Genomic DNA, 26,641 nt, shown 5'->3' on the forward strand with positions numbered 1-26,641 from the left:
CTAAAATTTCAAGACAAAAAGTTTACAAAATGCTGATAGCAGAAAAGAAAAAGCCTTGATTTTTGCGTAAATTCGATTTATTCCCCATAAGAGTGAAATTACATCAGCAGACAATAAAAAACGCTTACAAGTCAAATTTGGCTAAGTTAAACGCAAAGTTTGTAATGTTGTCAAAAAGTAACGCTTTGAGATAATTTGAACAATTACGGATTTCATATTCTTTGCTTGCTTCTTCATAATTCAAAAGTGTATCCGAAATCAAGTCACATAATGAATTAGCTTTTGCAATACCGTGCTTTGTAATGCAGTTGTTAATTGAATAAATAAGTGTACGCTGTGACACAGTAGTTTTATTATAGGTTTGAGATGTGTTGTTGGTTGCCATATCACAAAGTAAATCAACGGCTTTGCAGTATAATCTTGAATATATATCGTTCTCGTAAGCAACATAGCTTTGATATGCATTATAATCTGTCAATTCTTTAATCGATTCAACAATCTTGTCATTGTCAGTTGTAAAAGGTACAGTAAGGTTAATTCTGTCAATGATTAGATTATGATCTGATTTACTGTTATTTATGGTATTGTTATATATGGTATTGTTATAATGTCCGAAATTTTGGGACACGGTATTGTCCGAAGAATTAGGACACGGCAATGTCCTGCTTTTTAGGACACGGTTATTTTCATTGTCCTGTTTTTTAGGACATGGTGAGAGTGCAGATTTTATCGCATTTTTTACATTGTCCGAAAATTTAGGACACGGTTTATTACTTTCTTTTTGCTGTTTCTCTATAACGGTAGGATTAGTGTTAAGTATGTAGTTATTTACACAAAACTTACCGTTTTTACCCTTACGCTTAATTACGGATATATAGCCATAAGCTATAAGTTCATTTAGTGTATTGTAGTATGTCTGCTTGCTTATACCGAGAATTTCCATAGTATAATCTCTTGTAGGAAATACTGTGTTTGATGATTGAGCAAGTGAATAGAATAAAGCAATCATACCACGAGCCTTAACAGATAAACGAGTATCACACATAATTAGTTTTGGCATATTTCCGTAGCCGTATGAATAAATATTATCAAGCGAAAGTGTATGATGTTCTGCAGAAGCAGACGGTGGACAACCTATAGCATTAGGATTACTGCATATGGTGTACACATTTTTATTTAGAAAGCCTTTAGCTTTTGAAATTGAAATATAACTCTTTTCAACAAGCCTGTTCAGATATTTGTAGTAGGTATCCTTGTTCATATTTAGGTCACGAAGTATTGTGCTGCGTTTTGGATAAATTTTACCTGAACCTGCATAAGAAGCTAAGTAGGCATAAATAGCCTTGCTTTGTAAAGGCAGTTCTTTGTCAAGCATAACTTTTTGAGCAAGCATACCAAATCCCTGTGCATATACGCCGTCAATTTCTACTGCGATTTCTATGTCTTTGTTATTTAATTTTTTCATTATAATTCCTCCGTATTTTGAAGCTGCTTGAAACGGACTTTTTTAATTGTTCAAGACCGTGTGAATTAAGCAATTAAAAAAGTCTGCTGCAAGAGCAACAGACTTAGTTTTAAATATATGTTTTTAGTACAGGCTTTTTTTCGTGAGTCTGCACCGGTTCTGAAGATGAGCCTACAGGTGGGTTATATGCCTTTGCTGTAGGATATTTTCTCAATAGAGCCGAAAATAATCTTGTGCGGTCGGCATAGCTTACCTCTCTTATAGTGCTTTTCTTTGCTTTATAGGGTTCTTCGTTAAGTGATAGTCCCCAGTCCTCGCTTTTGAGGAGTTTCATTTGTGCCGGGTGCATACCTGTTTTCATAAGCACCCAGTCACCTTTTTTCATTCTTTTAATTTGCCCCGGTGTCATTAAAGGCTTTTTTGTCATATTGTAAGTAACGGAATTTGCGTTGTTATTGTTTGAAAAGCTGTTTTGCTTTTGCGAAACAGAGCCTGACATTACAGTCTGATTATCAAGCATTTTTGAAAAAGTTTCTGCGTCAGGGGAAGTAGGTGCTATGTAACTGAACATTACATTCTGACAGCTTGATTTTATAACGCTTGCTGTATTCTGATCGTATTTTTGATCAAGCTGCGTTGTAGTTTGTAAAAACGGGCAGCAAATGATACCTCTTGATCTGCCTGCAGAAAACATCTGATCAACTCTCTCTATGGCTGTGTATGTGCCAAATTCATCAAGGTAGTAGTATACTCGATGTGGCAGCTTGTTGTTCTCAAAATGTTCAGAGGCACAAAGTAATTCGTTATAAGTTTGTCTTACAAGTAAGCTTACTAAAAAATTTTTAGTGCTTGATTTTTCATCAACAACAAAGAATATTGCTTGTTTGCCGTTAATAAAGTTTTCAATATCAAGATCGCTGTTAAAGCATATCATTTGTTCCATTTCTGTATCAATGAAGGAAAGCATACGGCTCATTGCTGTTGACATAACGCTTGCAGTAGTCTGAAAAGCACCGGAGGCTGTGGCAGACATAAACCATTTTGATTTGTGATTAGTCGGCAACATTGTATATAATTCAGTCAGATAAGTTGTAGGCATTACTCCTTTTTTATTTACTGTTCGTGGATCAATTTCAAGGAGCTGTTCAATTATTTTAAAAACTGATACTATGTGCTTTTCTTCGGGTTCACAAAGTTCGGATACAAGTAAGATAACGCCTGTAATAATGCCTTCTGCAGATTCGTAAAAGTATTGATTTTGTCCTGCACTTTTGAAACCGTCCATATGTACAATTGAGTTTGAAAGAACTTTTGCATATGTTTCAGCCCGTGCTTTGTCTGCAAGACTTTTTGTTGATTCATAGCGGTCATTGTATTTATTGACAAGATACATCAGATTGTAACTGTCACTGCGAGTAGGATTTCTTAAATCTATTACATAAGTTTTGTACCCGTAATATTTTTCCAAAACAGGTGCATATGTCTGATGAGCGTCACCTTTTGTATCTGTGGCGAAAAAAGGATTGCCAACGGCCGCTAAAAATTCAAGATTAGGATAGACGAAAGAAGATGTTTTACCGCCACCCGGAGCAGATACGGAGAGAGTATGATTATCAGATGTATCAATGTATGCAAATACTTTTTTGCCGCTTTTTACTGCACCGAGTATAATTCCCTCAAGCTGTGGCCTGTTTTCGCCATTTCTCCACTTTTCGGGTTCATATGGTATAATAACAAGATTATTATTTAATTCTTGTTTGGTGGCCCAGTGTTGGTCACCAAATTGGCCGTCACCGACAGGCTTGCTTTTAATAGAATTTAAATTTTTGCCGCTTGATGATATAAAGTACGCAGCTATAAGTACAACTAATACGATTATTGAAAATATAATAATTCCGCTTGTTGAGCTACTTACCATAACTTTGACTCCTTTGTTTTAAAATTTCGTTCCAATCTTTTAGCTTAGGGGTTATTATTTCAGTTTTATATTTGACCTGAAATAATTTTTGTGCTTTTTTAGCAAAGTCCTGTCCGTGATTTTTGCCGTCAGAACTGTTTATATCATTATCTGTACATATATAGATTTTCTTTATATGCGGGTAATCTTCAACACATTTTTTCAAAGCTTCTAAATTCAGCCCTCCTAAAGCTATATAGTTGTATGTGTGCCAGTTTTCGTCAAGCTGATACAAAGTAATAAAACTGAATAAGTCAATAAAAGCTTCAAAAACAAAAAGCACATCAGACAAACCAATGTGCTTAAAGCAGTATATTTTGTTACTTCCGGTAATCTCACCTTTAAAAGATTTAACAGTAAGCGTACCTTTTAATCCGGCATACCTGACTATTCCTTTTTTATCTTTGCCGAGAAATACAATGTTGTGGTTGCTTTTATCTTCATATATAAGACCTTTTTTTACAAAGTATCTGACGACACTGTAATCAATACAGCGTGAATTGCACAGATAAGCATACAAGCGTTTGTTGTTTGTGTTTTTTTGAGGTAAAACCACTCTGTCTTTTTTATGGTAAATATCAGGTTCATTTATAAAATCAACAGGCTTTGAATTGCTTGTAGCTTTGTAATTTCCGTCAAGCAAAGTTATTACTGCTTCTTGAAAACTAAAATCAAAAAATGTCATCAGAAAATTTACTGCCGTACCCGATTCACCTGTAGAATGTCTGTACCAAATATGACCTCGTATTTTTACGCTGTCATGTGTTTCCCACATATATTCTGTACCGCTATGTAAAACTTTTTCTCCTATACTTTCAAGATATTCTTTAATATCTTTATGATGAGCCTGATACAACTCTTCATCTGTAAACGGAATAAATTTTGACATTTTTTAACCTCCTTAACAGTCATAGCTGATTGGATTGTCAGATACAGCGTGACCTAATTGTATTTTTTGTATTTTTTCATCTCTTAGCTGTTTTGAATCAGATGTGTATTTTTGCTTTGCGGCGGCAATTGTTTCTGTATTTATAATTTTGCCCATATGAGCGGCTATAGAGGCAAGATTAAGCACTGTTATTTGCTGTTGCGTGTTAGTTTCTTCAATTTTTTGCTGTGCTTTTATATTTCCGAGTTCAACAGCCTTTTTATACCACAAAAGAGCCTTTTCAATATCTCGTTCGATTCCCAATCCGTATTGATAAAAAGTACCTATTCGCAAAGCTAATTCTGAATCTGTTTGATTGTTATTAAACCGGATAAGATAAGCCGATAATGCTTTTCTAAAATAATTACTTGCAAGCTCATTGTTTTGTAATCCGTATTTTTCGGAGTGATAGATATAACCGAGCTGATAAGCTGCATTTGCATTTTCAAATTTTTCAGCTTCCGAAAACCAATATATAGCTTGATTAATGTTCATATCGGTTCCTAACCCTTTTAAATACATATCACCAAGACGATAAGCAATATAATCATTAGGATTTTGCTTGTAATCTGTTATATAAAGATTTAGAGCATTACTGTAGCATAGCTGAGCTTTTGCAATATCATAATGGGCATAACTTTCGTTTAAATAAATTTTAGCAAGATTGAACCAAGCGTTAGATATATTTCCTTGTGCTGCATATTGAAAATGTTTTATAGCATTTTCAATATCATTATTTTCAAATGCTATTTTACCTAACTGATAGGCAGCATTTGTATTGCCGAGTTTTTCAGCTTGTGAAAACCAATGTATAGCTTTATTTATGTCAATATCAGTACCTAAACCGTTAAAATACATTTTTCCGAGTCTATAGGCTGTAAAGTCATCAGGATTTTGGGTATAATCTGTTATGTAAAGATTTAAAGCATTACTGTAGCATAGCTGAGCTTTTGAAATATCATATAGTCCGTAACTTTCGTCTGAATATATTTTACCGAGTTTAAACCAAGCGTGAGATATATTTCCTTTTGCTGCTTCTTGAAAATTCTCAACAGCTTTTTCAATTTCTCCCTTTTGAAGAGAAATTTTACCGACTTGATAGTTTGCGTAGAAGTTACCGAGTACAGCAGATATTTGATAATAACTGTATGCCTCTTCAATATTCTTTTCGATGCCTTCACCGTTTTCGTATAGCTTTGCAAGCGTGTATGCAGATGAAGCACTACCGTTTAATGTAGCCTTTTTTAGCCAAATTACAGCTTTTTGAATATCTTTCTCAACACCGTAGCCGTTTAGATACATCTTACCAAGTCTGCTTTCAGCTGTAACATTACTGTTTTCTTCTTCTGCTTTCTCATATTCCAAGCAGGCTCTTTTATAATTTTCGTTAGCCTTTTGTTCATCAATGATATTGTATTTTTCGGAAGAGTATATGTAACCAAGCTGATATGCTGCATTTGGATTATCTTGTTTAGCTGCTTTATTGAGCCACTCAATTGCAGAATTAACGTTAATATCTGTGCCTTTTCCTGCAAGATACATATTTGCTATACGCATTTCTGTAAAAGCATTTTGTATATCGTTTTCTTCTTGTTCTATCATACCCTCCAATGCTTTTTTATATAAGCCGTTAATATAATCTTTTGAAACATTATTAAAATCATCGGCATAATCCTCATACAGCTTTGCAAGGTCATAATTTGCAAGCACAACTGTTTTAGTTGCTTTTGAAAAATAATGCTCTGCCTGCTGTATATCAATATTTACACCCTCACCGGACAAACACATTTTACCAAGTCTGTATGACGCATATTTATCACCTTTTCTATCTGCTTTTAAGTAATAGTCAAATGCTTTTTCATAATCTTGAGTAAAACCAAGGCCATAATAAAATTGATTGCCAAGGTAGTAGTAAGCATGCGAATAACTGTTTTTTGCAGCAAGACTAAAAACATTACTTGAGCAGCGATAATCTTGTTCAACACCTTCACCTTTAAGGTACATTCGGCCTAACAGATATTCAATATATGCTTCATAAGAATCAACTTCACTGTAATAATGCAAATTGTCAGAATCGTTTTCGAGTTCATAAAAGTAATTTCTGTTTTTTAACCCATCTCTGAATTGAATAAAAGCTGTTTTGCAATAGTAGTTGCCAAGTTCTTTATTGATTTCTGTAGCTTTAGTACCGTATAAATACATTTGTCCGAGTTTATATGCAGACATACTGTCACCGTAACTGTCCGCAGCAATACCGTACCACATTTGAGCTGCATTATAATCTTTTTCCGTACCTTTTCCGTAGTAATAACAATCCGCAAGTTTTCTGCAAGATTGTGCAGTTCTGGTTTGCAAATCACTTGAATTTTGATACGCTTTTTTAAAATCTATAACTTCCTTTCCTTCATTTCCAAGTATAAATGAGGGAATTTTTTGTAACTCTGTATATTCGTATTCTTCCGGCTTTGTATCATCAATAAAACCGTTATCATCATCTGCTGATTGCGGTTCTGTTTCTGCAGGAGCTGTAATATTCGGTGGGGGAGAAATCGTAATATCATCAGTTGCAGTTATAAATGTTCCGCTTTGATTCATAGATTTTGCACATTCTAAGATATAATTCTTGATAGGTGTAAATTTATCAATTTTGGAAATGTCAGGCTTTACAAATTCTTTTTTTGAATAGTATTTACTCAAACTGTAGCTTTCATCACACCACTTATCATAAAGATTTGACAGTTGGTTGTTATTGCTTACAAGTGTGGTTAGAATATCATCTACAAGTTTTTTCTTGTCAGGTGAAGAAAAGCCGTAAGTATTTCTTCCTTTGCTGAAATCTTTGCTTGAAAGGGTCAACATTTGATTAACTAAGTATTTTAAAGTTTCATCGGAAATATATTTATTAGGTTCGGAAAGCAGATTATTTAGTGAATTTTTACTCTGACTGATTAGCTCGTTTAGGTATTTGTCTTTATTAATATATATTTCCTGTCGTTCATCTTTGAAAATTTCATTAACAAACTCTGATTTTAAATTCTTAATATTTTTCTTAGACAAAAAGCCTTCTTTTGGGTCTGTTGAGTAAACGAATAAGTGTACATGCGGGTGATGACCTGTATTGTGCATACCAGCATACCATTGCAGATTATTAATGTTTATACCGTGAGCTTCTGCGATAAGATCAACTTTAGACATTATTAAATCCTTCCATGGCTTTTGACAGTCATAACCGAGCCTGTCAGCGTCCTCTCGTCTGAGCGAGAGAATGTCAGTCCATATGTTTCCGTTGTGAGTTGATACTTCTTCTGCAACTCTGTCAAGATCTACATCAGGGTATGATGAAAATAAACCGTGCTCACCGACTTTAAAAGCACCCGGTCTTTTGGCTGTATATTCTATCAAATTTCCTGCTTCGTTAAAAAGCAACTCTTCTGCAAGTATGGAAATAAGAGCGGAGGCATTTGACATAGTCGGATTATTAATATAATCGGTGTATTCCAACGGTTTATCCTCATCATCTTTATAATTTAATTGTTCAAGAAATTCTTTAATAGTTTCTTTTTGTTTCTTTGTTGCAGGTCGATTTTTAACATCATAAAACTGTGCCAATCTGATAGCTTCATTTACTATGTTTTGTTCCGATAGATTTAATGAAGTATTTTCAGAAAGCTTATTTGCCAAATGCAGCATTAAACTTGAAGCATTCGCTCTTGTAGGATTAGTTTCATAAGCTTTGTATTCTTCACACTCTGCACTAAGACCTTTTTCTGTACAGAGATTAAGTAAATCTTTAACAGATACTTTTTGCTTAAAAGTAATCGGTAAATCATCTGCCATATCAATGTTTTTGTCAACGGTTTCCCTTGTACCGCAATACCGTACAAGATTTGCTGCATGCTCACCACTTAAGGCGTGATCGCTTAGCTTTTCTCCGGGTTTGGCTATATGAAAGTAACGGGAGTTTAAAATAAACCTTGTGCCAACCATAGCAGCCTCCGTTATGTTTGAGCTTCATATGCTGATATAATGCCTTTGCTTGCCTTAACATCTTCTACAGCTTTTCTACGCATTTTATCATATGAGTCTTTGTCAAGTTCCATCATACTTGCAACTATACGAGTAAGCACATTAATTTCAACAGCTTCTTTGAATTGCAGTTTTGAGGTTCTGTTTGAAGCATTGTTTATCATACCTTCAATTTTTTGTCCTACAATAGAGCATAGATAATCTTGCGTAATTTCAGATGTTTTATAGCCAAAGTAAAAATCAACAGCTGATTCAATTATCTTATTTCTGCTTGTTTTGCCGTCATCAAGTTTCTTTAAGCTCTCAATTTTATTTATCGTTGATAAAGGCAATTGAACGCTTATCTGCTGTTTGTTTACTGATTGCATACGCTATTCTCCTTTAAAACTTCATTACGCTTATTAATTAAAAGTGTAAGGTATTCATCTGAACAAAGATAGTTATAATACTGCTCAATTGCTATTTGCATTACAAATCCTCTTGAAATATAAAGCTCTCTTTTAAGAAACATCAGCATTCTATAACTCTTTTTGGTAATATAAAGACTTTTTTGTTTTTTAGGAATTATATCAAATTTTTCCCTTTCTTCTCGAAAAATGCTTTTTATTTTTTCGGGATCTTCAAGATATTTTTGGTATAAATATTCGACAGAAGCGTTATAAACGAAAGAAAGAGTGTTTGAATTAAGAATATTTTTGGCTTTAACAGCAGTTTCGTCTATTACTTTTGATGTAAGATAAAAGCAAGAGCCTAATAATTTATCATCAGGTATATTATCATTGGTTAAAGTTAATTTGTTAAAAAATCTATCTGACTGTATCATAAAATCACCTCTTAAAAGATTTTCTCGACTGAACGAATTTTACATATATTATAGTAATATCCCATATTGAAATTGTATGTTACATTTGAGTTTGACACTTCATCGTTGTATATGATTGTCTGACTGCAAATAGCCATAACATTAAATGAACCGTTATCCTCATAGTCAGAAACATACAATTGTACCAAGCCTGTAGCTTGCTCATAATTATCATCGTATGTGCTGTGACCTATTGTTGTTTGTAATTGATTATAATAATCATCTGATAAGTAATCCTTGAGCTGAGAAATATTATTACTTTGTGACCCAGAATAGGAGAGGTAAAGCTGACAATATTTATCAATGACATCTTTGACTTCAATATTAAACAGTCTGTCATATTTGAGCTTTTCACTTTCTAATTCCTCAATCCTTTGCTGCAAATTTTCTGTGTTCATAGTTGTGTTTTCAACTGTAACAGGAGCAGTAGTCGATTCTGTTTTATTAGTATCATCTTTCAAACCACACCCTGTTACAATAACTGTTATTGCAGAAATAACGACCGTTGCTATAATAAATTTCTTTTTCATTTTTCTTCCTTTCATATACCAAAGCAGCAACAAGTGTCCCACCGTGGGACACTTGTTAGCTGAAATCCGTGTCAGATAAGCCTTTTAGGTAGTCATATGTCCATTTTCGTCTTGTTTCATAGCTGTAGTTGCTGTCACTCCAAGCCCTTTTAGAAGAATAAACAGAATCAAGAGTTGCGTTAGATACACCGTATAAAACACCATTATGACCGTTGCCGTAAACATTTTTATCAAATGAACCTGTGCCAAATTGATTTAATATATCTGCACAGTAAACGATAGCTCGCTTATCATTGATATTATTTTCCTGACAAATTGCGATATATTCTTCCGCATTTTCTGTTGATGTTTGATTTTGTGCTTCTATGCCTGCATTCGTAAGCAGCATTGCTTTAATACATGAGCAAGTATAGCTGTCAGGGACATAACTTGACCAATCGCTTCCGTTTGTTATAGCGGCAATAACTTTCCTACCGGTATTTGAGTAAGATAAAGCTACTCGGTTAATTTCTGCATTGCTTATACTGTATGCTTTACGCAAGAGTGATAATGCGTTATTACCGTGCCAACCGTATGCACCTACTGACAGAGCACCGTTATCATTAGCTATAACAGAACCGAAATCACTGTTATCAAGTTCGTTGTAAAATACACCTACTTCATTGTGAGTAATAACATTTCTTGTTACATTTGCAAGACCTTTTTCAATTGCTGAACCAACCGCTCCATAGCAAGCTATGCTGTCATCGTTTAATTGTAATATGTATTTATTTACATAACTTACAGTTGCCCAGTTGGAGGTTTGGCCATTGTACTCATTGCCGGCAATTACTGTAACAGAATTATCTTTTACTTCAACAACTATGCCTATATGATCTACATTACCGGTTGCTTTATAATGGCTTCTGCCACCGTAATCGAAGAAAATTAAGTTGCCGACTTGCGGTGTATAGTTATCGGCACTTTTTAATTTTCCAAGCTCTTTTAGGTTGTTTGTCCAAATAATAGTTCCCGGTGCAAAGCCAAAATCTTTGGTTTCATAGCCTGATTCCTGAATACAGTAACCGACAAAATAACAGCACCAATCTGTCACAGAAGATTTAAAATATGAGCAATAGCGTTCACCTTGACAGGATAAATTTTGACTGCCTGGAGTGTGAGTTTGCCAAAAGCTGTACTCTTCTTTTGCTTTTTCTGCAATTGGTGCTGCATTTTGTTGTGTAGATTCATATGTAAACATCAACAGAAATAAAACGGCGGCTATAACACCTATGACTATTCCTATAATTGTATTTCTTGCTTTCTTGTTATTAATGATAAGCAAAAAATACTTAACTGCTGTAGTCATTTATTTACCACCTGCTGTGCCGAATAACTCTTTTTTGTATTCCGGTGCAATAATTTGTAAGTAGTAGCGTTCATTACCGCAGCAGTACAGACAATGACCTCTTTTACTTATTTGTATAAGCTCCCATTCTTCATCAAGCATATTAGTTATAGCTTTGTACTCCTTAATATTGACAGTGCCGGGATAGAAGAGAAAACGGTGAGTAGGTATTGAGAAGAACGGCTTTGTATATTCAACAACCCCCGGAATCATTAAATCCTCAATATTTTGTGAAGCGATAACAAGGTTACTGTTTTTCTTTCTGCCACGCTTAACAAATGATCGCAGATACATAATTACAATTAAACTTTTAATTACCTCGTGCAGCTCGTCAACGATTACAACCGTATTACCTTCTGTCAAAAATTTATTATTCATAAACGAAAGAATATTGAAATACATTGCATTTTTTAAGTTTTCGTTTGTGTTTAATAAATTCTTTACATCAAAATTTATGTGGTCTGCATTCGGAATGTTTGTATAACCGTTAAAGAATGTAGAGTCCGTACCGATACATATTGAACGAATACAAAGTGCAAGATTACGGAGAGTATCTTTTGTAAAAAGCATTTCTTTTCCGTTAATTTTTGAAACTTCATCATAAATATTAAGCTGTCTTTCAACTTCCTTGAACAAATCTGAAAGTATAGGATAATCAACATTTGTAAGCTTGCTCAAATCGGTACGGTCTGTAATATGAAATTTTTTGTACAGTTCTTCAAGCATTATTTCAAGAGTATCAAGTTCAGCTGTTGTAATAGCAGGATTATATGTTTTAAAGAAATCTTTGAGAAATGCTATATGTTGAGAAATAATTGTTTTATGCTTAAACGCAACAGGTTCATCATCAGTATAGCTGTCATCAAGAGGATCATTCAAAAGGCGAGGCTGCATTACATTTATAAAATACTTGCCTGACAGCATATCAATGTTTGTGCCGCCGAGTCCGTTAGTTACATCTATACATTCTTTGTCAGAATCCATACTGTAAACTTTTTTCTGCTGTTGTCGGAAAAGACATATAAGCAATTTTATAAGGAATGACTTACCTTCACCGGAGTTACCGAAAATTGCTATATGACCGTTGGTTTTATCGGTATCTCTATGGTCAATATCGGCAAGAATATTTCCACCGTGTACGGCTCGACCAAAGAACAATCCTTTAGGGTCTGTTTTGCCGGAGTAGCTGAAGGGGAAGAGGTTAGCAACTGAACTTGCAGGTAATACTCTTGCAAATTCTTTGTCAAACATATCAAGGCCAAAAGGAGCTACCGAAGCAAAACCGTCACGCTGCTGCATATACAATTCATCGTATTTTACATGATTTTTATTGAGCGTTGAACATACTTTTATTTGCATATCTCTTAGTTCATTAAGAGAATTAGCTATTACTTCTACATAAACAGAGCAATGTATAAACTCTTCTTTTGTTCGGTGCGATTCTTTGAGTATTTTTTCTATGTCTAAAATATTTTCCTTGCTGTCTATTGACTTAGACATAGTTTTTGCCTCTGCAATATCGCCCATATTTTTTCGTTCTGCTTTTTCAAAGATTTTTTCTTGCTCTGACGGTGTAACTCTTTCATTATATATATGTAATGTTACACCGCCCATTTCACCGATTTCAGACAGTATTGCAGTTTGTTCTGTTTCGGTTTTATATCTTCTGATAGCAAAAACTTTTCTGTATGTATTACCTACTATGTAATATCGCCTGTGCTTAAAGTCCATAATTGACGGTGCAATTATATCCACAAAATTTTTAAGGCTTTCATTTTTAGATAATCCGTATTGTTCGCCGTCATAATCAGGCAACTCTTCATCGTATGATGTATGCTCAAGATAAATCGACAACATCTTTTTAATATCTTTTTTCTCTGCAAGCTGTACATTGAAATTTTGCTCGGCACATAGCTGCAATGCGTGATTTACAAGCTGTCTGCTGTCCTGCTGAGAAGTTCTTAAAATAATAAAAAATGATCTGCTTGTTGACATAGCAGATTTTATATTATTCATATATTCAATGTCTTTGATGTCAAGAGCTGCAATAGCTGCGTTATTTTCTTTGCTTTTCAGATTTTCGAGATGTCTTATGTTATTTTCATAGTTTTGTGAATTATTAAGACACAAAATTTCAGATTTAGGCAGTTCAGAAATGATATTTGTAAGTGAGTCAATAATACCAAGTCTTATGGGCTTTGAGAGAACAGTAATATTTTTGGGCTTAACTTCAAGAAAATATTTTTCCTCATTGCGTGTAGTAAGAATATGATCTTCTTTAATCTCAGCTATTTCAAAGAAATTCTGCACTCTTGTATTATTGTTCTTAATTGCTTTGTTAAGTTTGCGATCTTTTTTTGACAAGTTTATCGCCTCCATTTCAAAATAAGTACATCAGTAAACAAGAACCTTATGAACAGCACAAATAATCTGATTACTGAATAATCCACAAAGCGGGCAGACAAAAATGCGTATGCAGGCAGAAAAGCTATAAAAAACCAAATATGCAATGACAAAAACATTATTATTGAAAAAGCAAATATACTTACCATTACAAATAAATCTGTTATAGTCCAGTATTTATATAGCTTTACTGCCGTAAGATTATCGGGATAGTAAAATTTTCTCATTTTTAGCCTCCTTTTAGTGAGCAAAAGATTAGTGAGCAAAAGAGCGGATTATTGATGTAATACCGCTTGTAGCAAAAATAGCTTGAGATACATTAGCTTTTACGCTTGTATCAAGTCCGAATTGCTGTAAAATTCTCGGAGCTTCTGCCGCAGCAAGCATAACACCTGTGGCTAAAATCAAATCCCATACATCTGCGCCGTCTTGAGTACAATATACAACCGCACCTAAAACGATTAGTATATTTGATATAAAAGATGTTGCACAAATGCCGATTACTTGTTTGCACCACCCTGAAAACGAATCTAAATATCCTCGTGGTACATTGAATAAGTGCAAAGAACCGACAAACATTTGAATTATTAAAATTCCGCCTCGTTTTATATTTGCAAGGAATACTTTAATTACACAAACAAATGTAATCAGCATAAATATAGCGAATCCCCACCCGGAAAAGAAATTTGCTGAACTTGTACTGTTATCTGAATTTATTTGGACGATAAAATTTATAGTAATATCATCTGTAAATGCCTGACAAATAATGTTACAAATATGATTTGTAAAAATCAGCAAGGATACAGGCAGGGTAGTTATTAGTAATGAAGCTAACAGACCTTTGAAAATATTAAGCAGGAGATTAATAGGAGAAACTCGTTCTCCCTCACCGACTGAAACAGCAAAGTCAAATACTGCAAAAGCTATACCGGACACTAAAAGCAATCCGGCAAAGCTTTCTATAAAAAACAAAAAATTTGTAACCATACTATTATCAAAAAGGCTTGTTGTATAATTATTGTTTTGATTGATTATGTCGGTTGACCAACTTGCAAGACCAATAGACATAAACTGAGCAATTGTATAGTGTAAGTCTTTTGTTAAATCCATACAAAATATATCAGCAAGGATTAAAAGTAAAGAATCTATCATATGCTGCTCCTTTTAGCTTAAACCAAACCAACCAAAGAAGCCTGCTCCGGCAACCACGCCACAAACAATAGTAGCACCAAATGCCATTCCGATTCCTGCCCATGGAATTTCAGTTCCCTGATTACGATGGCTGAGCAATCCTTTAACAAGCTTTGCAACTGCGACTGTTAATGCTACAAGTGTCAAAAATCCAAAAATGACTGCGACTACATCCTTAAATTGTACTTTTACTTCATTAATTGCTTTATTAATGCCGCCCGAAATATCAACACCGGCGTTGTTATCGGCAGCATAAGCATTAATTGCTGTTATAGATGAAATCAGTGCTGATGTGATTGAAAATGATAACACTTTGTTTTTGATTTTTTTAAGATTCATAAAAATTACCTCCGTTAATTAACTGTTACATAGCAGGTATATGACCTACCGTTATATGTTGCTGTTACTGTTGTTGACCCTTTTTTCAATGCTTTAAAGCTGCATTGATTTCCACCTCCTCCATAATTTTGAAGAATATACGAGTTACCGACTGACCATGAAACTCCGTTATCTGCTCCGATTAAGTTAAGAAACAAAACATCATCTGTATGTATAGAAACTGACGAATAAGACAAATATATATTATCTTTAGTTGTTTCTTGCGGTTTTACAGTAGGTTTTGAAGTTGGCTTCTCAACTTTTTTAGTCGTTTGAGGCTCTTGAACCTTTGTCGGTTCAGGTTTTGGTGTTTCAGATTGCTGTGGTCGGTAATAGTTGTTATTGCTTTGTGATGAATTATGAGAACTGTTGTTTATGCTGTTTTCGTTAGGTTCTTGTGATTGCTCGTGCTCTGAATCTTCAGATTTACTTTCACTTTTTGATTGCGATTCTGAACTTTCGGAGCGTTCACTATTAACGCTTTGAGAAGATTGTTGTGTTGCTAATTCACTGCTGTTTTGCCACTTAGAAATACTTTGTGTTGTTTCTGCGGCATTAGTGAATTTTATAACTGAACTTGAATAAGAAGCTGTAGTATTTACTTCTTCTTTCTCTGTTTTGCCATTAACCGCAAGACTTACGATTATAACAACTGCAATCATTACTACAATAATTCCTGCACATACAATAACGAATACAGGGTTGATTTTTCGCTTGATGATCTATACCTCCTTTTTTATTTGTTATATATTAAAAGCAGTGCATATTTTAATACACTGCTCCTAAATATCGAAATCAATTTAAGTTATATATGTAGTTTAAATCAACATCACCTCTTATACCGTCAACCTTGCCGTTCCAACTGTACTGATGAATGTCAACAAATGCCGGAAGCTCATTGTACGAATTATTTGGTGCTGCCATCCAAATTAAATATTTGCTTGCAAGCTCATCGGGATAAGCACTGTCAACAAGCATTGATTTTGCCGAATACAAACCCGACTCGAAGCCGTTGCTTTTTATGCCGTCACAAAATGTTGAAATTATATCAGTTAGTGTTCTGCGTGGCAAAACAGCTTGTCTGTATTCTTCTACATCAAGAAAAACCGGCAAGTCAAACTCTTTACCTTGAATGGTTTTCATACAATTTCTTACTTCTGCTTTTGCCGCATCGACAGATGTAGCGTAGCTGTACCAATAAGCACCTACATTTAAACCAGCGGCTTTTGCTTGCTTATAATATTTCTGAAATTCATTGTCCTCTTGGTTCGGGTCTTTTCCGTAGCCTGCACGAATAATAACGCAAGTGACACCTGCTTTTCTTACTTTGTTAAAATTTATATCACCGTTCCATTCTGAAATATCAATACATTTTGCTTTATCAACATTGAACTTAACTGATACGGACTTAGAACATTGTTGGGCGGTAATGGTAGCGGTGCCGACCTTATTAACTTTCACTTTTACCATATTTTTATCAGACGAAACAATCTTTGCAACCGAACTGTCTGATGATGAGTATGTAATGTCGCTTATAGCGTTATTGGTTGTTATTGAAAATGTAACTGTATCACTGACATTTTTCTTATACTCATTTGTTGTCACAGATAGTTTTGTGTTTGCCTCAATGGTTTTAATATCGTTGTTTGAAATTTCTATTTGTAAAGTTGAAATATCATTTACATCAATTCTGCCGTCATTGTTTAAATCATAGTCTGTATTATCGTTGAAATTAGATATTACATTCTGCAAGAATGTAACATCGTTTACATTCACAGTGTTGTCGTTGTTGACATCAAAGCCGGCAGCAAATACAGATGTGCTGTAACAGATGACCGACAATATTGCTGTTGCTGTAATCAGCAATTTCTTGAATAGCTTATTCATTTTCCGTACCTCTTTCTTTTCTCTAACTTAATCGTCAGTAAAAAATATTATAATTGCGGTTATGAACCATAAACCTACATAAATCAGTGTAGGTGACAACACATACCACCAGCTCCAATTCATTACATTAAGCAGCTTTAAATCAATAAATACAATTTGCACTAATGCCGAAATCACTGCCATATAGACAATTTTTGAAGATAAATTATTGTTCATTTTTTCACTCCCGATCGTTTATTTGTATTAATTTGGGGTTTGAAGGTCATAGTCAATATTGTCGGTAAATCCTGATATTTCGTTCTGTAAATAAGTAACATCGTTTACATTAACGCTATTATCATTATTCATATCAAAGCCAGTAGCAAATGACGAGGTGCTGTAACAGATGATAGGTATAGCTGCTAAAGATGTAATTAGCAGTTTTTTAATTAATTGATTCATTGGCTTTGACTTCTTATTCCTGTTGATGAATTTTATACTAAAATAATGAAGAGTTCCGGAAAATTGCTAGTTCTAAGGATAGCAAAGTGTTCGATTTTTGTGTCCTTATACTCTTTCCAGTATGATTTTTTTTAAATCGCCATAATAATAAAAATCAAACTTGTCACACAAGCAGGGTACTGTAAGCAAAAAGTCTGTGTTAGATATTTTATTAAGTAATTCTTGTAATTTCATGTTCAATATTTCTTTCTGTATTTTTTGTTTTATTTAATTTTCTGAAAAGACATATGGCCCCTAATTACTACAAATACTGTCACAAGAATTATTGTGACAGTACAAAACTGATCAAAACATGTTGTTAAAGCGAATTGAATTTTATTATAATCATTGTAAAAAAATTGACAATTATAGCAAAAAGTTATAATATTGTTATGAGGTGATAATTTATGAATAATAAGTTTTTAGGTGCTTATTGTCAATATTTAAATGATTATTTGTCAATTGATGAAATTGTTGAAATAGAAAAAAAGGATAAAGATTTTTTTCAACAAAATATAAGTCACAATTTATATTGTCCCGAATGTAAACTTGCTCCACTTTCCATTGTTCATGGTGATTCCGAATATTTAAGAGCTTATGCTAAAAGTGTGCATGGAGAAGATTGTTCACTTATGCAAAATATTGTTTCAAATGCGGCTTTTATTAAAATTATTGAATCAGATAGTAATAATGAATTTTTAAGTAAAAAACTCAATGATTTTGCAGATTATATTTTTTTACCAAAGAAAAATAATCAAGTTTTGACACCATTGACTATTGAACATGGAATTGATGAAAATGCTCAGACCGATACAACAGCTAACAAAAAGACTAAAAATTCAAAATATATACCTCGACAAAATATCTCAAATGGAATATTTGTTGAAGATATTGGTGTTTATAAGTTCTTCTATGGTGAACTATATTTAATGTGGTATAAAAACAAAAATAATGATAATGTAAAAAAATTGTTAGCATTTCCTTTACACCACAATAAAAAAAGCGTCTTTTCTATAACAATGTCATCTCGTGTGAGTGATTATGTTAAGAATGACTTGCCTATTCAATTTAATAAATTGCAACGAGTAAAAGTTGTTTTCCTTTCAGTACTTAACAAGTATAATAATTATTACAATTTTCATATTAAACATTCAGCTCATTTTATTGTAAAGTCTTAACTAATATACAAATCCATTTTGAAAAAGCAAATGCAACTTTGTCATTGTGAGTCCAAGTTTCGTGCTTGAAAATTGTTTTTTCAAGTTCGTCAGCACGCATAATTTTATAATACAAAACTTCTAAATCCAGTTGTTTTTCGATTAGCTCCTTATGATTTTCGATTGAATCAATATAATCAATATCGAAACTTTTTGCCTTTTCAAAATCATCTTTTGGAAAAAACACTGCAAAACTTTCAAATCCTGTTTTGTCGTAATCATAAAAATCGTATTTATTTAGTAGTTCTTTGACTGTCATTTTATTTAGTCATTCCTTTCATTTATATACTTGCTAATTACCACAATTAAATCTCTGTATGAAATTTATCACAGTCGCCGGAAGCAATAAACAGTGCATACACTATAAATGTATCTGCTATTGCTAAAAAACTCATTACATCGAAAAATAAAGCCATTATGCACACCTCACTTTAAATGCTTGTTTAGCTTCACTTTCGCTGAAAAAAGCATTTTTACCAACAGTCCAAAATTCATCGCCTGATGTTTTGCACCTTACGCTCATACCGTTTTCTTCTATAAGAATTGCGGTAACGGTATCACTGCACATCAGCATTTCTCCGTCACCTAAGTCATCAATCAAGAAAACTTTTTTACCTATCATATTTTCTACCATATCAGTACCTCCGTTTATCATAACTGGAACTTTTGAGATTGTTTTCTGTTTTTTAATTTCCTTTTGCTCTTTTTCCCTTCCGCAACATTTAAAAGCATTGTAGATAAAAAAGATATATAATATAATTAATGAAAGTAATAAATAAAAAAGATAATTATGTATAGTATCAAAAAATTCTGTATTGGAAGGTAAGAAGAGTATAGGTGTGATATTAATATTCATTTTGTTATACCTTATAATTTTTTATAATATATTGTTTAATTCGGTTATATATTTGAATATAGGTCACTTGTTTGACTTGAAGAAATGTAATTTGTATCGATTTTTCTTTTTGACATCATTGATAAAATTTCATTTCTTTTGTTATAAATTAATTCTTCTTTTTGGCTTAATGGCAAAGAATTTTCAACAGGACTCGGTTTAATATATTCATCTATAATAATTCTATCTATGATAGTAACCAATGTATCTGCTATATCGTCATCACAAGTGAGATTTTGCAAAAATTCAGATATATTGCCTTTTAAATCAATTTTTAACTTTAACAAAAAATCAGTCCTTTCAGAATTGAATTAACAGATTATTTTTGCTTTAGTAACCTGCGTATCCATTTAATTTTTGCAATAGTCCATTCTTTAATCGCCTTAAAGGGATAGAAAGGTGATCCACGAAATACATAAATAACAAACATAAGAAAACAGAGCAATGCAGAGAAATAAACCAAATCCCACCAAGTATAAACACGATTACTTTTATCGCTAATCACCTCATCAGCTGTTGCAGTATCAGTAATCGTATCTTCAACCCTTTCGCCACGAACGCAAAGCCGGTGCGTATTAATTGAGTACGGATAGCAAGTGACCAATGTCACATAGTCTTTGCCGTTCTCAATTTCAAGTTTACTTGAATCGTCAGGGTCAACTATATTAATCTCACACACCTTGTATGTGAGTGTTTTATTCAGTACATTTATTTTAAAGGTATCTCCGATTTGCAGTTTGTCCAACTCATCAAAGAACACCTGTTCAGGATAACCGGAGTGAGCGGATATAACAGCGTGTGTGCTTGCACCGCCAATGGGCAAGGAAGTGTTTGCCAAATGTACACAGCCGTTTTTGAGTTTTTCTTCTCTGTTGGTGCTGTCGTGATACACCGGTAAGTCAACATTTATCTTTGGAATTTCGATAGTACACATTATATCGTCATAGTTGAGAATGTTCTCATACTCTGACATCGCTGCATTGTATTCGTTTTTTTCTTCATCGTTTAACGCACTCTTTGCGAGCAATTCGTTAAAATTTTGAGCCTTAGCAAGCTCGTTGTCGATTTCATAATCAGACATTGTTTGAGTGCTTTCACTGTAGTTTTTTATAACTGTTTCATTGCTTTTACTGTTGATGTAATCGGCAATATTGGGATATACTATAAAGCCTATTCCGACCGCAGCAAGAACGCAGAGGGATATAAAAAATATTTTAGTTTTCATAATTTTTTGTGAGCAAGGGCCACCGATAAATCGGCAGCCCTTTTGTTATAGTTTAATTATTTAGCTGTCTTAGCTGATTTCTTCTTGATGAGGTATGCAAGTACCAATGCAAGAGAAATGCCTACACAAGCCACACCAGCCATTCTGATGAAGCCTACATATCCGCCTGTCTTAGGGAAGAATACGATTGTATCAGTTACGGTAATTTCAACTGCGCCGTTTGTCGGAGCATTCTGTACCCAAGTGCCTTTAGTGAACACTGAATTGTACTGAACAGGGATTTCAACTTCAATTACCTTGCCGTAAACATTGTAACCGGCAGGAGCAACAGTTTCTACAATGTAATATGTTCCGCTCTGTAATTTTATTTCCTCATTTGCTGAATTTTTAAAAATTACATTACCGTTGCTATCTGATGTACCCGTTCCAATAACATTGGTATGAGCTTTATCGTTATACAGGTCAAAGGTTGCACCTGCAAGCGGATTGCCTGCTTCATTAAGTTTGAGTACCTTAAGTCCATATGTGTAAACATATACCTTATTGCCCGGAACGCTGTCAACACCTGAATCATTACCGTATTCAAGTTTTACATCTTCATTCGGGTTGCCTGCTGTACCGACTACAGCGTATTTGTTGACTGTTGTAGAATATGTTACAATAACAAATTTTGCGTTGCTTGTATAAAAATCTGACTTTGCAAGATACTCGGAAGTAAGAGCGACATTAAACTTTGTGTTTTTGCCCTCACCCTCGCTTGTTACATTCACCTTGTAATCTGTGCCTTTAGTAAGGTCAGCTACTTTAGCACCTTTAGCGTCAACAAGTGTAACCTTGAATGAATTTTTGTTAAGTGTAAGACCTGCACTCATATCATCATATACAGCATATGTTGTGAGCTTAATATCATTTGAGCCTGCTACTGTATTCTTAAGTTTAAAGTTTACAGTGTCGCCAAGGCTTACATCTGTATAGTTAGTATTGTTCTTTGTGCTGTTGGTAATTGACTTTTCTGTTGACGGTGTGCTGTCAGCTACCTTGCTTGCAAGATTGATTTCAGCGTAGCTGTATACCCAACCGTTATTGTAATATGGGAGAGCAAGAACAGAGTTTGTGATACTTGTAACACCGGCAGGGTACTTAACACACTTGATGTAATAAATACCCTGTACAAGGTTTGAAAAGCTCTGTGTTGTGTTTGTTGCTGATGAAGTAAATGTACCCTGTGATACTGCCGTACTTAAATCAGCGTTATCGAGTGCGTCAAGAGCAGCCTTTGAATCGCCTGCAAGAATTTCTGCGCTGATTGAATTTACAAGAGATGTGTACTCTGTTTTGAACGGAGTAGCTGTTGTGCTCTTGAGGTCCGCAACTCTGAAAAGTTCAAAAGTATAGCCCGGTTTAGTGCATTTTACACTGATATTTACCTTTTGGTCTGTCTTAAGTGCAGTAGCCGCACTTGCTGTTGGGATCGCCGCAAAGAGTAATGTCAACATCATTACTACTGCGAGCAGTTTGCCTGTGAATGATTTTCTAATTGATTTTCTCATAAGAAAACCCCTCCTTAAAAATTTTTTGCGGACAATTTGTCCGTTGTATGGAAAAAGCCCAACAGATTTACTGTTGAGCCTTTTTGCCGATGCTTTTTTTCTTCTTTCTTATACCTAAACCAATAGCACCTACCAATATTGTAAATGCTAATACAGCGGCGCCGATTTCAATGTACATCGGTCTGTTGTTGCCTGTTCCGCCTGTTTCAGGAATGAAGACACTGTTATTCTTAACTGTAAGCTGTATGTCAAGTGTATCTAAGCTGTCGGGCGAAATCGTAAAGTTAATTTTGCCTGCATACGGCATATTACCTTTGCTGTCTGTTTCAATGAAGTAATAATCACCGGGCAAGAGGTTATTTACAATAATTCTGCCGTCGCTGTCGGTAACGAGCTTTGTTACCGTATCAGCCGTCTTGCTGTCGGCAGCTTCGTACATAATACTGCTGTTTTTATTTATAACATTAACAATGCCTGTTTTTGTGTTGTAGAGTTCAAACTCAATACCCTCAAGCGGATTGCCGTTGCCGTCTGTTTTTAAAAGCTCTACACTGCCACGCTTGAGCAGGTTTTTCATCGTAACTACAAAGCTTTTGCCGTCCTCAAGTGTAACTGTCTGAGCCGCAGGCTTTACATACTTAGCAGGGAAGTAATATGTACCGTCTGCATTTTTAAAGCCTAATTCGTCAATTGTGTATTTAACCTTTTCATTGCTTGTGTTATACACCGCAAGATTGGTAAGATGAGCAGTGCCGTCCTCGCCTGTTACAAGCACCTTATTTGTTTTGCCGTCATCAGACTTTACCGAGAAGTAAAAGCCGCTTACAATGCCGTCCTCAGACTCTTTTTGAACGATTAAGCCTGTCTTTTGCAGTCTGTTTGCAAAATAAAATGAAAGAGTAACATTTTCCTTAAGAGTAACAGTTCTTTCTACAGGAGGAACATATCTGTCAGGCACAGAGTATGTACCGTCTGCATTTTTGTAGCCAAGCTCTGTGATTATGTATTTTACATATTCTCCGCTTGCTTTGTAAACAGGCAAGTCGCTGAGCGTTGCTGCACCGTCTATGCCCTTGCTTTTTGTTACTATGTTTTCGTCTGTCACTCCGTCATCAGATTTGACATTAAACCATACATCCTTAGCAGTATTAGCTCCTCGCTTACTGTCATCTGCGGTTTTGTAGATTGTAAGATTGCCGTAAACGGTATCTCGTGGTTCAGGCACTTCAATCTCATTAAAGGTTGTGATTGAGCCTGTGGCTTCATCAACCTTAATTTGTCGGATAAACAATTCAGGATTGATTTTGTAACCTGTCGGGGCTTTGGTTTCTTGCACAGTAAAAGTTCCTAATGGTAAGGTAGGATTGCCTGTTGTTGTAACATAGAATTTTTCGTTATAGTCACTATCTGCTCTATATTCATCAGCTAAGCGACAGTAACCGTCACCGTCAGTCTTTAACACCCATTTTCGTTCAGGCTTTTTCCCCTCAAGTTCACTTTCAGAGTAATAATATCCCTGATAATAACATAATGTAAATTCAGCATCAGCCATATTAGTTGTCTGACCTGTTATAGCATCTTTCTTTCGTAAAACAATACGAACGGGGTCATTTTCAGGTCTATCGATAATAGTAGCAGATAGAATAGCAAAACCGTTATCGGTATCACTTAATGTGAACTTTGTGGCTGATTTATTTAGCATATAGCCTTTAGGTGCTACCATTTCGACAGCATAGTAATTGTCACTGTATTCAATTTTGTATAAGTCTGAATTTGTGTTATAGTCCCAAGAATTACCGTCTTTAGATACAGCCTTGCATTCTCCATTACTGTCGGTAATGAAGTACCTTACTATGTTGTTTTTTATACTGTTGTTATAAATATATGCAGTTGCACTTTCCTCATCGGAAAATACAGCAAACATACCGCCGTCTAATGAATAGCAATCGTTACCTGATGTTATATCAGGGTTACTGCTTTCTTTTTTGAATTTTAGCTTAACGATTTCGGTATCAGATAGTTGAAGAATATCAAGTATTCTTTCGTTATTGCAATCGTCTGTTGTGACTGTAACATTGTATTTTTTGTTGCTAAGAGTGAAGTAACCGTTTGCCGGTGCTTTTGTTTCTTTGAGGTAATACTGACCTGAACCAAGCTCAAAGTAATTCTTTGTAATCCAGTCCTGATTGGAGTACGAATACTTAATTTTAGCAATGTTACCGTTTTTATCAAGCTCCGCAACTGCAACTGCTTTGTTATCATCGCTATACAAGGTGTACTGTGCACCTGCGAAATTCAAGTAATCTTTATCAGTTGTCTGTTCTGTCAGGTTCTTGATTTCTTCGCTTGTACCGCTTTTTTTAAGATACAGTTTAGCTTTTTTCGGTATTCTTACAATTAAGTGTTGGCAATATGTACCGTCAGACGGCTTCGGCTGACAAATGTAAAAGTTACTGCTTTCACTTCTTTTTTTAATTACCGACCAGTTACTTGACGATTTAGCAATACTATGGGCAAAATCAGCAAGCTCGTTAATGATTGTATCGGTATCGCCATACCAAGCTTTCCATTCAGATGTTGGATCACCTAACATCTGATGTTCTAACTGGCTTAAAGTATAGTGAGATAAAATATAATACTTTTTCTCGTTTGCTTTGCTGCCAAATTCCTTATCAATTTTGGCAAACAACGGCTCATACAAAGAGTTGTTAATATATTTATCCAAAATGCTTTTAGCTGATTTTCCATTAACCTCAAAGTTGCTGAAATAATCACCATAAGCTACACCGTAAAAGGTATTAAGAGCAGCTATTAGTGCTTTTTCATTCTCGTTATTGGAATTTGGGTCAAGTTTAATTACTTCTTTGCCTGTTTCTCCAAAAAAGTCCGTAAATTCAACAGTCTTGCCATCTGTTTTCTGTGCAGGTGTATTTGGGTCTATGCAATACCCAATCTCACCGTTAATTTTAAACTCATAAGCTACAAGGCTGTCTGTCCAAGGGATAGGCTTTGCTGACGATTCAAGCAAAATTTTGTTACCAATTTCAGACAGCCCTGTATATGAATAAGCACTTGCCGTAATATTAGCAATAGGAAACATCGCAAAGACAGTAACAAGCGAAATGATTACGGCTGTAAACTTTTTAAGAATTTTCATTATTAAGTTTTTCTCTCCTTTCAATGAGATAGTATATATCTTCTTAGTTTGGTGGACTTCTGCTCATATCAATGCTCCTTTCAGACTTTTTTGTAATAAAAAAAGCAGCTAAGTTCAAAACTTAACTGCTTTAATTGATGTATTTTATTTGATTAATACCAACCGGCTTCTCTTACAAGAGTTGTTTTTGTTTCATAATGACCTTTCTCAGGAACTTTAATTGTTTCATAACCTGTAATTTGTTCAATCCATTTATCACTATAGCTAAAATCGTCACCGTAAGGAAGGTGGTATGTTTTATCGTGACCAGTAACATCTTCTGTAATATCAGCTCCGCAAATGTTACATATAGTTCTCCATTGACCTTCTACAATCGGTTTCTGCCAAGTGTAACCCTCTTCATCAACTACCCAGACCTGTTCGGTCTTATACTCTGCATCGTACCAAGTTTTTCCCTCGTGTGGGTCTTTTGTTGCAGGCTGTGTAGCCGGTGCAGGTGCAGGCTTACTTGAAGATGATGAGCCAGAGCCGCTTGACGGCTTGCTCTGACTTGAGCTGCTTGATGAACCGCCTGACGGTTTACTCTGACTTGATGAACTGTTTGAGCCTGAATTGCTTGCAGGCTTGTTTGTGCTGCCTGATGAGCCGTTGCTCTTGCTTGTCTGACCGTTGCCGGCATTGTTATTATTGTTGTTAGTCTGATTGCTGTTGCCGTTGCCGTTATTGTTGCTCTGACCGCCGTTGTTCTGCTTGTTGTCGGTCTTTGCTGCATTCTGTGCATTAACTTCCGTAGCTTTTTCCGACTTCTCCGCAGGCTGTGTCTGCTTAACCTCAACAACCTTAGTTGCTTCTTCTATATGTGTATTGCCCTGACTGTCCGTCACAACCTGTGTAACAGTCTGAACAGATGTGCCGATTACCTCATCAGCCGTTGCAACAGGCTGTTTATTTCCGCAAGCGGTCAGCATAGCAATAATGACCGCCGCCACCGTTACTGCCGCAACTGCAACAATACCAATAGCCTTTTTCTTATTCGTTTTTTTCTCTGCTGATTCATTCGTATTTGTAATGTTTGTGTTCATTTCCTGTGTAGTCATAACTCT

The 26,641-nt window shown here is 34.8% G+C and carries 23 protein-coding genes; 1 reads left to right on the forward strand and 22 read right to left on the reverse strand.

The window, feature by feature from the left end:
• Nucleotides 1-124: 124 nt before the first annotated feature.
• The 15 genes from KGF34_RS00750 to KGF34_RS00820 all read right to left on the reverse strand — a co-directional run bounded on the left by KGF34_RS00750 (nt 125) and on the right by KGF34_RS00820 (nt 17,230).
• The gene (locus KGF34_RS00750; protein ID WP_252559509.1) at nt 125-1,465 is read right to left on the reverse strand and encodes a helix-turn-helix domain-containing protein; all 1,341 of its coding nucleotides are present in this window, start codon (nt 1,463-1,465) and stop codon (nt 125-127) included.
• A 109-nt stretch (nt 1,466-1,574) separates the two neighbouring features.
• Complete coding sequence (locus KGF34_RS00755; RefSeq protein ID WP_252559510.1) at nt 1,575-3,383, reverse strand: type IV secretory system conjugative DNA transfer family protein; 1,809 nt, start codon at nt 3,381-3,383, stop codon at nt 1,575-1,577.
• Nucleotides 3,373-4,311: a DUF3991 and toprim domain-containing protein gene (locus KGF34_RS00760; protein WP_252559511.1), complete on the reverse strand. Its 939-nt coding sequence runs from the start codon at nt 4,309-4,311 to the stop codon at nt 3,373-3,375. Before KGF34_RS00760 ends, KGF34_RS00755 begins: the two co-directional genes overlap by 11 nt.
• Before the next feature lie 12 nt (nt 4,312-4,323).
• Nucleotides 4,324-8,337: a MobP3 family relaxase gene (gene mobP3 / locus KGF34_RS00765; protein WP_252559512.1), complete on the reverse strand. Its 4,014-nt coding sequence runs from the start codon at nt 8,335-8,337 to the stop codon at nt 4,324-4,326.
• An 11-nt stretch (nt 8,338-8,348) separates the two neighbouring features.
• Nucleotides 8,349-8,744 (reverse strand): hypothetical protein, encoded by a 396-nt coding sequence (locus KGF34_RS00770; protein ID WP_186935043.1) that lies wholly within the window; start codon nt 8,742-8,744, stop codon nt 8,349-8,351.
• Nucleotides 8,732-9,199 carry a hypothetical protein gene (locus tag KGF34_RS00775; RefSeq protein ID WP_195410806.1) on the reverse strand — a complete coding sequence of 156 codons (468 nt, stop codon included), beginning with the start codon at nt 9,197-9,199 and terminating at the stop codon, nt 8,732-8,734. Before KGF34_RS00775 ends, KGF34_RS00770 begins: the two co-directional genes overlap by 13 nt.
• Nucleotides 9,200-9,210: 11 nt before the next feature.
• Nucleotides 9,211-9,783, reverse strand: a complete 573-nt coding sequence (locus KGF34_RS00780) for a hypothetical protein (protein WP_252559513.1) — start codon at nt 9,781-9,783, stop codon at nt 9,211-9,213.
• A 40-nt stretch (nt 9,784-9,823) separates the two neighbouring features.
• Nucleotides 9,824-11,116, reverse strand: a complete 1,293-nt coding sequence (locus tag KGF34_RS00785; RefSeq protein ID WP_252559514.1) for a CHAP domain-containing protein — start codon at nt 11,114-11,116, stop codon at nt 9,824-9,826.
• Nucleotides 11,117-13,519, reverse strand: coding sequence for a type VI secretion protein (locus KGF34_RS00790; protein WP_195410803.1), 2,403 nt, complete (start codon nt 13,517-13,519; stop codon nt 11,117-11,119). It abuts the gene before it with no gap.
• A 2-nt stretch (nt 13,520-13,521) separates the two neighbouring features.
• Nucleotides 13,522-13,785, reverse strand: coding sequence for a hypothetical protein (locus KGF34_RS00795; RefSeq protein ID WP_186935038.1), 264 nt, complete (start codon nt 13,783-13,785; stop codon nt 13,522-13,524).
• A 28-nt stretch (nt 13,786-13,813) separates the two neighbouring features.
• Entirely contained in the window at nt 13,814-14,668 is an 855-nt protein-coding gene (locus tag KGF34_RS00800) for a conjugal transfer protein TrbL family protein (protein ID WP_252559515.1), read from the reverse strand.
• Nucleotides 14,669-14,722: 54 nt separating this feature from the next.
• The gene (locus tag KGF34_RS00805; RefSeq protein ID WP_252559516.1) at nt 14,723-15,088 is read right to left on the reverse strand and encodes a DUF3852 family protein; all 366 of its coding nucleotides are present in this window, start codon (nt 15,086-15,088) and stop codon (nt 14,723-14,725) included.
• Between the two features lie 14 nt (nt 15,089-15,102).
• Nucleotides 15,103-15,789: a hypothetical protein gene (locus tag KGF34_RS00810; protein WP_252559517.1), complete on the reverse strand. Its 687-nt coding sequence runs from the start codon at nt 15,787-15,789 to the stop codon at nt 15,103-15,105.
• Nucleotides 15,790-15,922: 133 nt separating this feature from the next.
• Entirely contained in the window at nt 15,923-17,014 is a 1,092-nt protein-coding gene (locus KGF34_RS00815; protein WP_252559518.1) for a GH25 family lysozyme, read from the reverse strand.
• A gap of 27 nt (nt 17,015-17,041) precedes the next feature.
• Nucleotides 17,042-17,230 (reverse strand): hypothetical protein, encoded by a 189-nt coding sequence (locus tag KGF34_RS00820; RefSeq protein ID WP_252559519.1) that lies wholly within the window; start codon nt 17,228-17,230, stop codon nt 17,042-17,044.
• A 671-nt stretch (nt 17,231-17,901) separates the two neighbouring features.
• On the opposite strand from KGF34_RS00820, the gene KGF34_RS00825 reads away from it, so the two are divergent.
• Complete coding sequence (locus KGF34_RS00825) at nt 17,902-18,672, forward strand: hypothetical protein (RefSeq protein ID WP_252559520.1); 771 nt, start codon at nt 17,902-17,904, stop codon at nt 18,670-18,672.
• On the opposite strand, the gene KGF34_RS00830 is transcribed toward KGF34_RS00825, so the two are convergent.
• From KGF34_RS00830 to KGF34_RS00860, 7 genes are all read right to left on the reverse strand, one after another.
• The gene (locus KGF34_RS00830) at nt 18,656-18,970 is read right to left on the reverse strand and encodes a hypothetical protein (RefSeq protein ID WP_252559521.1); all 315 of its coding nucleotides are present in this window, start codon (nt 18,968-18,970) and stop codon (nt 18,656-18,658) included. The genes KGF34_RS00825 and KGF34_RS00830 overlap by 17 nt on opposite strands.
• Before the next feature lie 156 nt (nt 18,971-19,126).
• Complete coding sequence (locus tag KGF34_RS00835) at nt 19,127-19,345, reverse strand: hypothetical protein (RefSeq protein WP_252559522.1); 219 nt, start codon at nt 19,343-19,345, stop codon at nt 19,127-19,129.
• A gap of 266 nt (nt 19,346-19,611) precedes the next feature.
• Nucleotides 19,612-19,893, reverse strand: a complete 282-nt coding sequence (locus KGF34_RS00840) for a hypothetical protein (RefSeq protein ID WP_252559523.1) — start codon at nt 19,891-19,893, stop codon at nt 19,612-19,614.
• Between the two features lie 32 nt (nt 19,894-19,925).
• Nucleotides 19,926-20,831 carry a class C sortase gene (locus KGF34_RS00845; protein ID WP_252559524.1) on the reverse strand — a complete coding sequence of 302 codons (906 nt, stop codon included), beginning with the start codon at nt 20,829-20,831 and terminating at the stop codon, nt 19,926-19,928.
• Between the two features lie 56 nt (nt 20,832-20,887).
• Nucleotides 20,888-22,381: a SpaH/EbpB family LPXTG-anchored major pilin gene (locus KGF34_RS00850; RefSeq protein ID WP_252559525.1), complete on the reverse strand. Its 1,494-nt coding sequence runs from the start codon at nt 22,379-22,381 to the stop codon at nt 20,888-20,890.
• A 67-nt stretch (nt 22,382-22,448) separates the two neighbouring features.
• Nucleotides 22,449-25,538 carry a SpaA isopeptide-forming pilin-related protein gene (locus KGF34_RS00855; RefSeq protein ID WP_252559526.1) on the reverse strand — a complete coding sequence of 1,030 codons (3,090 nt, stop codon included), beginning with the start codon at nt 25,536-25,538 and terminating at the stop codon, nt 22,449-22,451.
• A 152-nt stretch (nt 25,539-25,690) separates the two neighbouring features.
• A complete protein-coding gene (locus KGF34_RS00860; RefSeq protein WP_252559527.1) occupies nt 25,691-26,635 on the reverse strand; it encodes a hypothetical protein in 945 nt (314 codons plus the stop codon).
• Nucleotides 26,636-26,641 lie beyond the last annotated feature (6 nt).

This window comes from Ruminococcus sp. FMBCY1 (assembly GCF_023921805.1).
Lineage (GTDB): Bacteria > Bacillota > Clostridia > Oscillospirales > Acutalibacteraceae > Ruminococcoides > Ruminococcoides intestinale_A.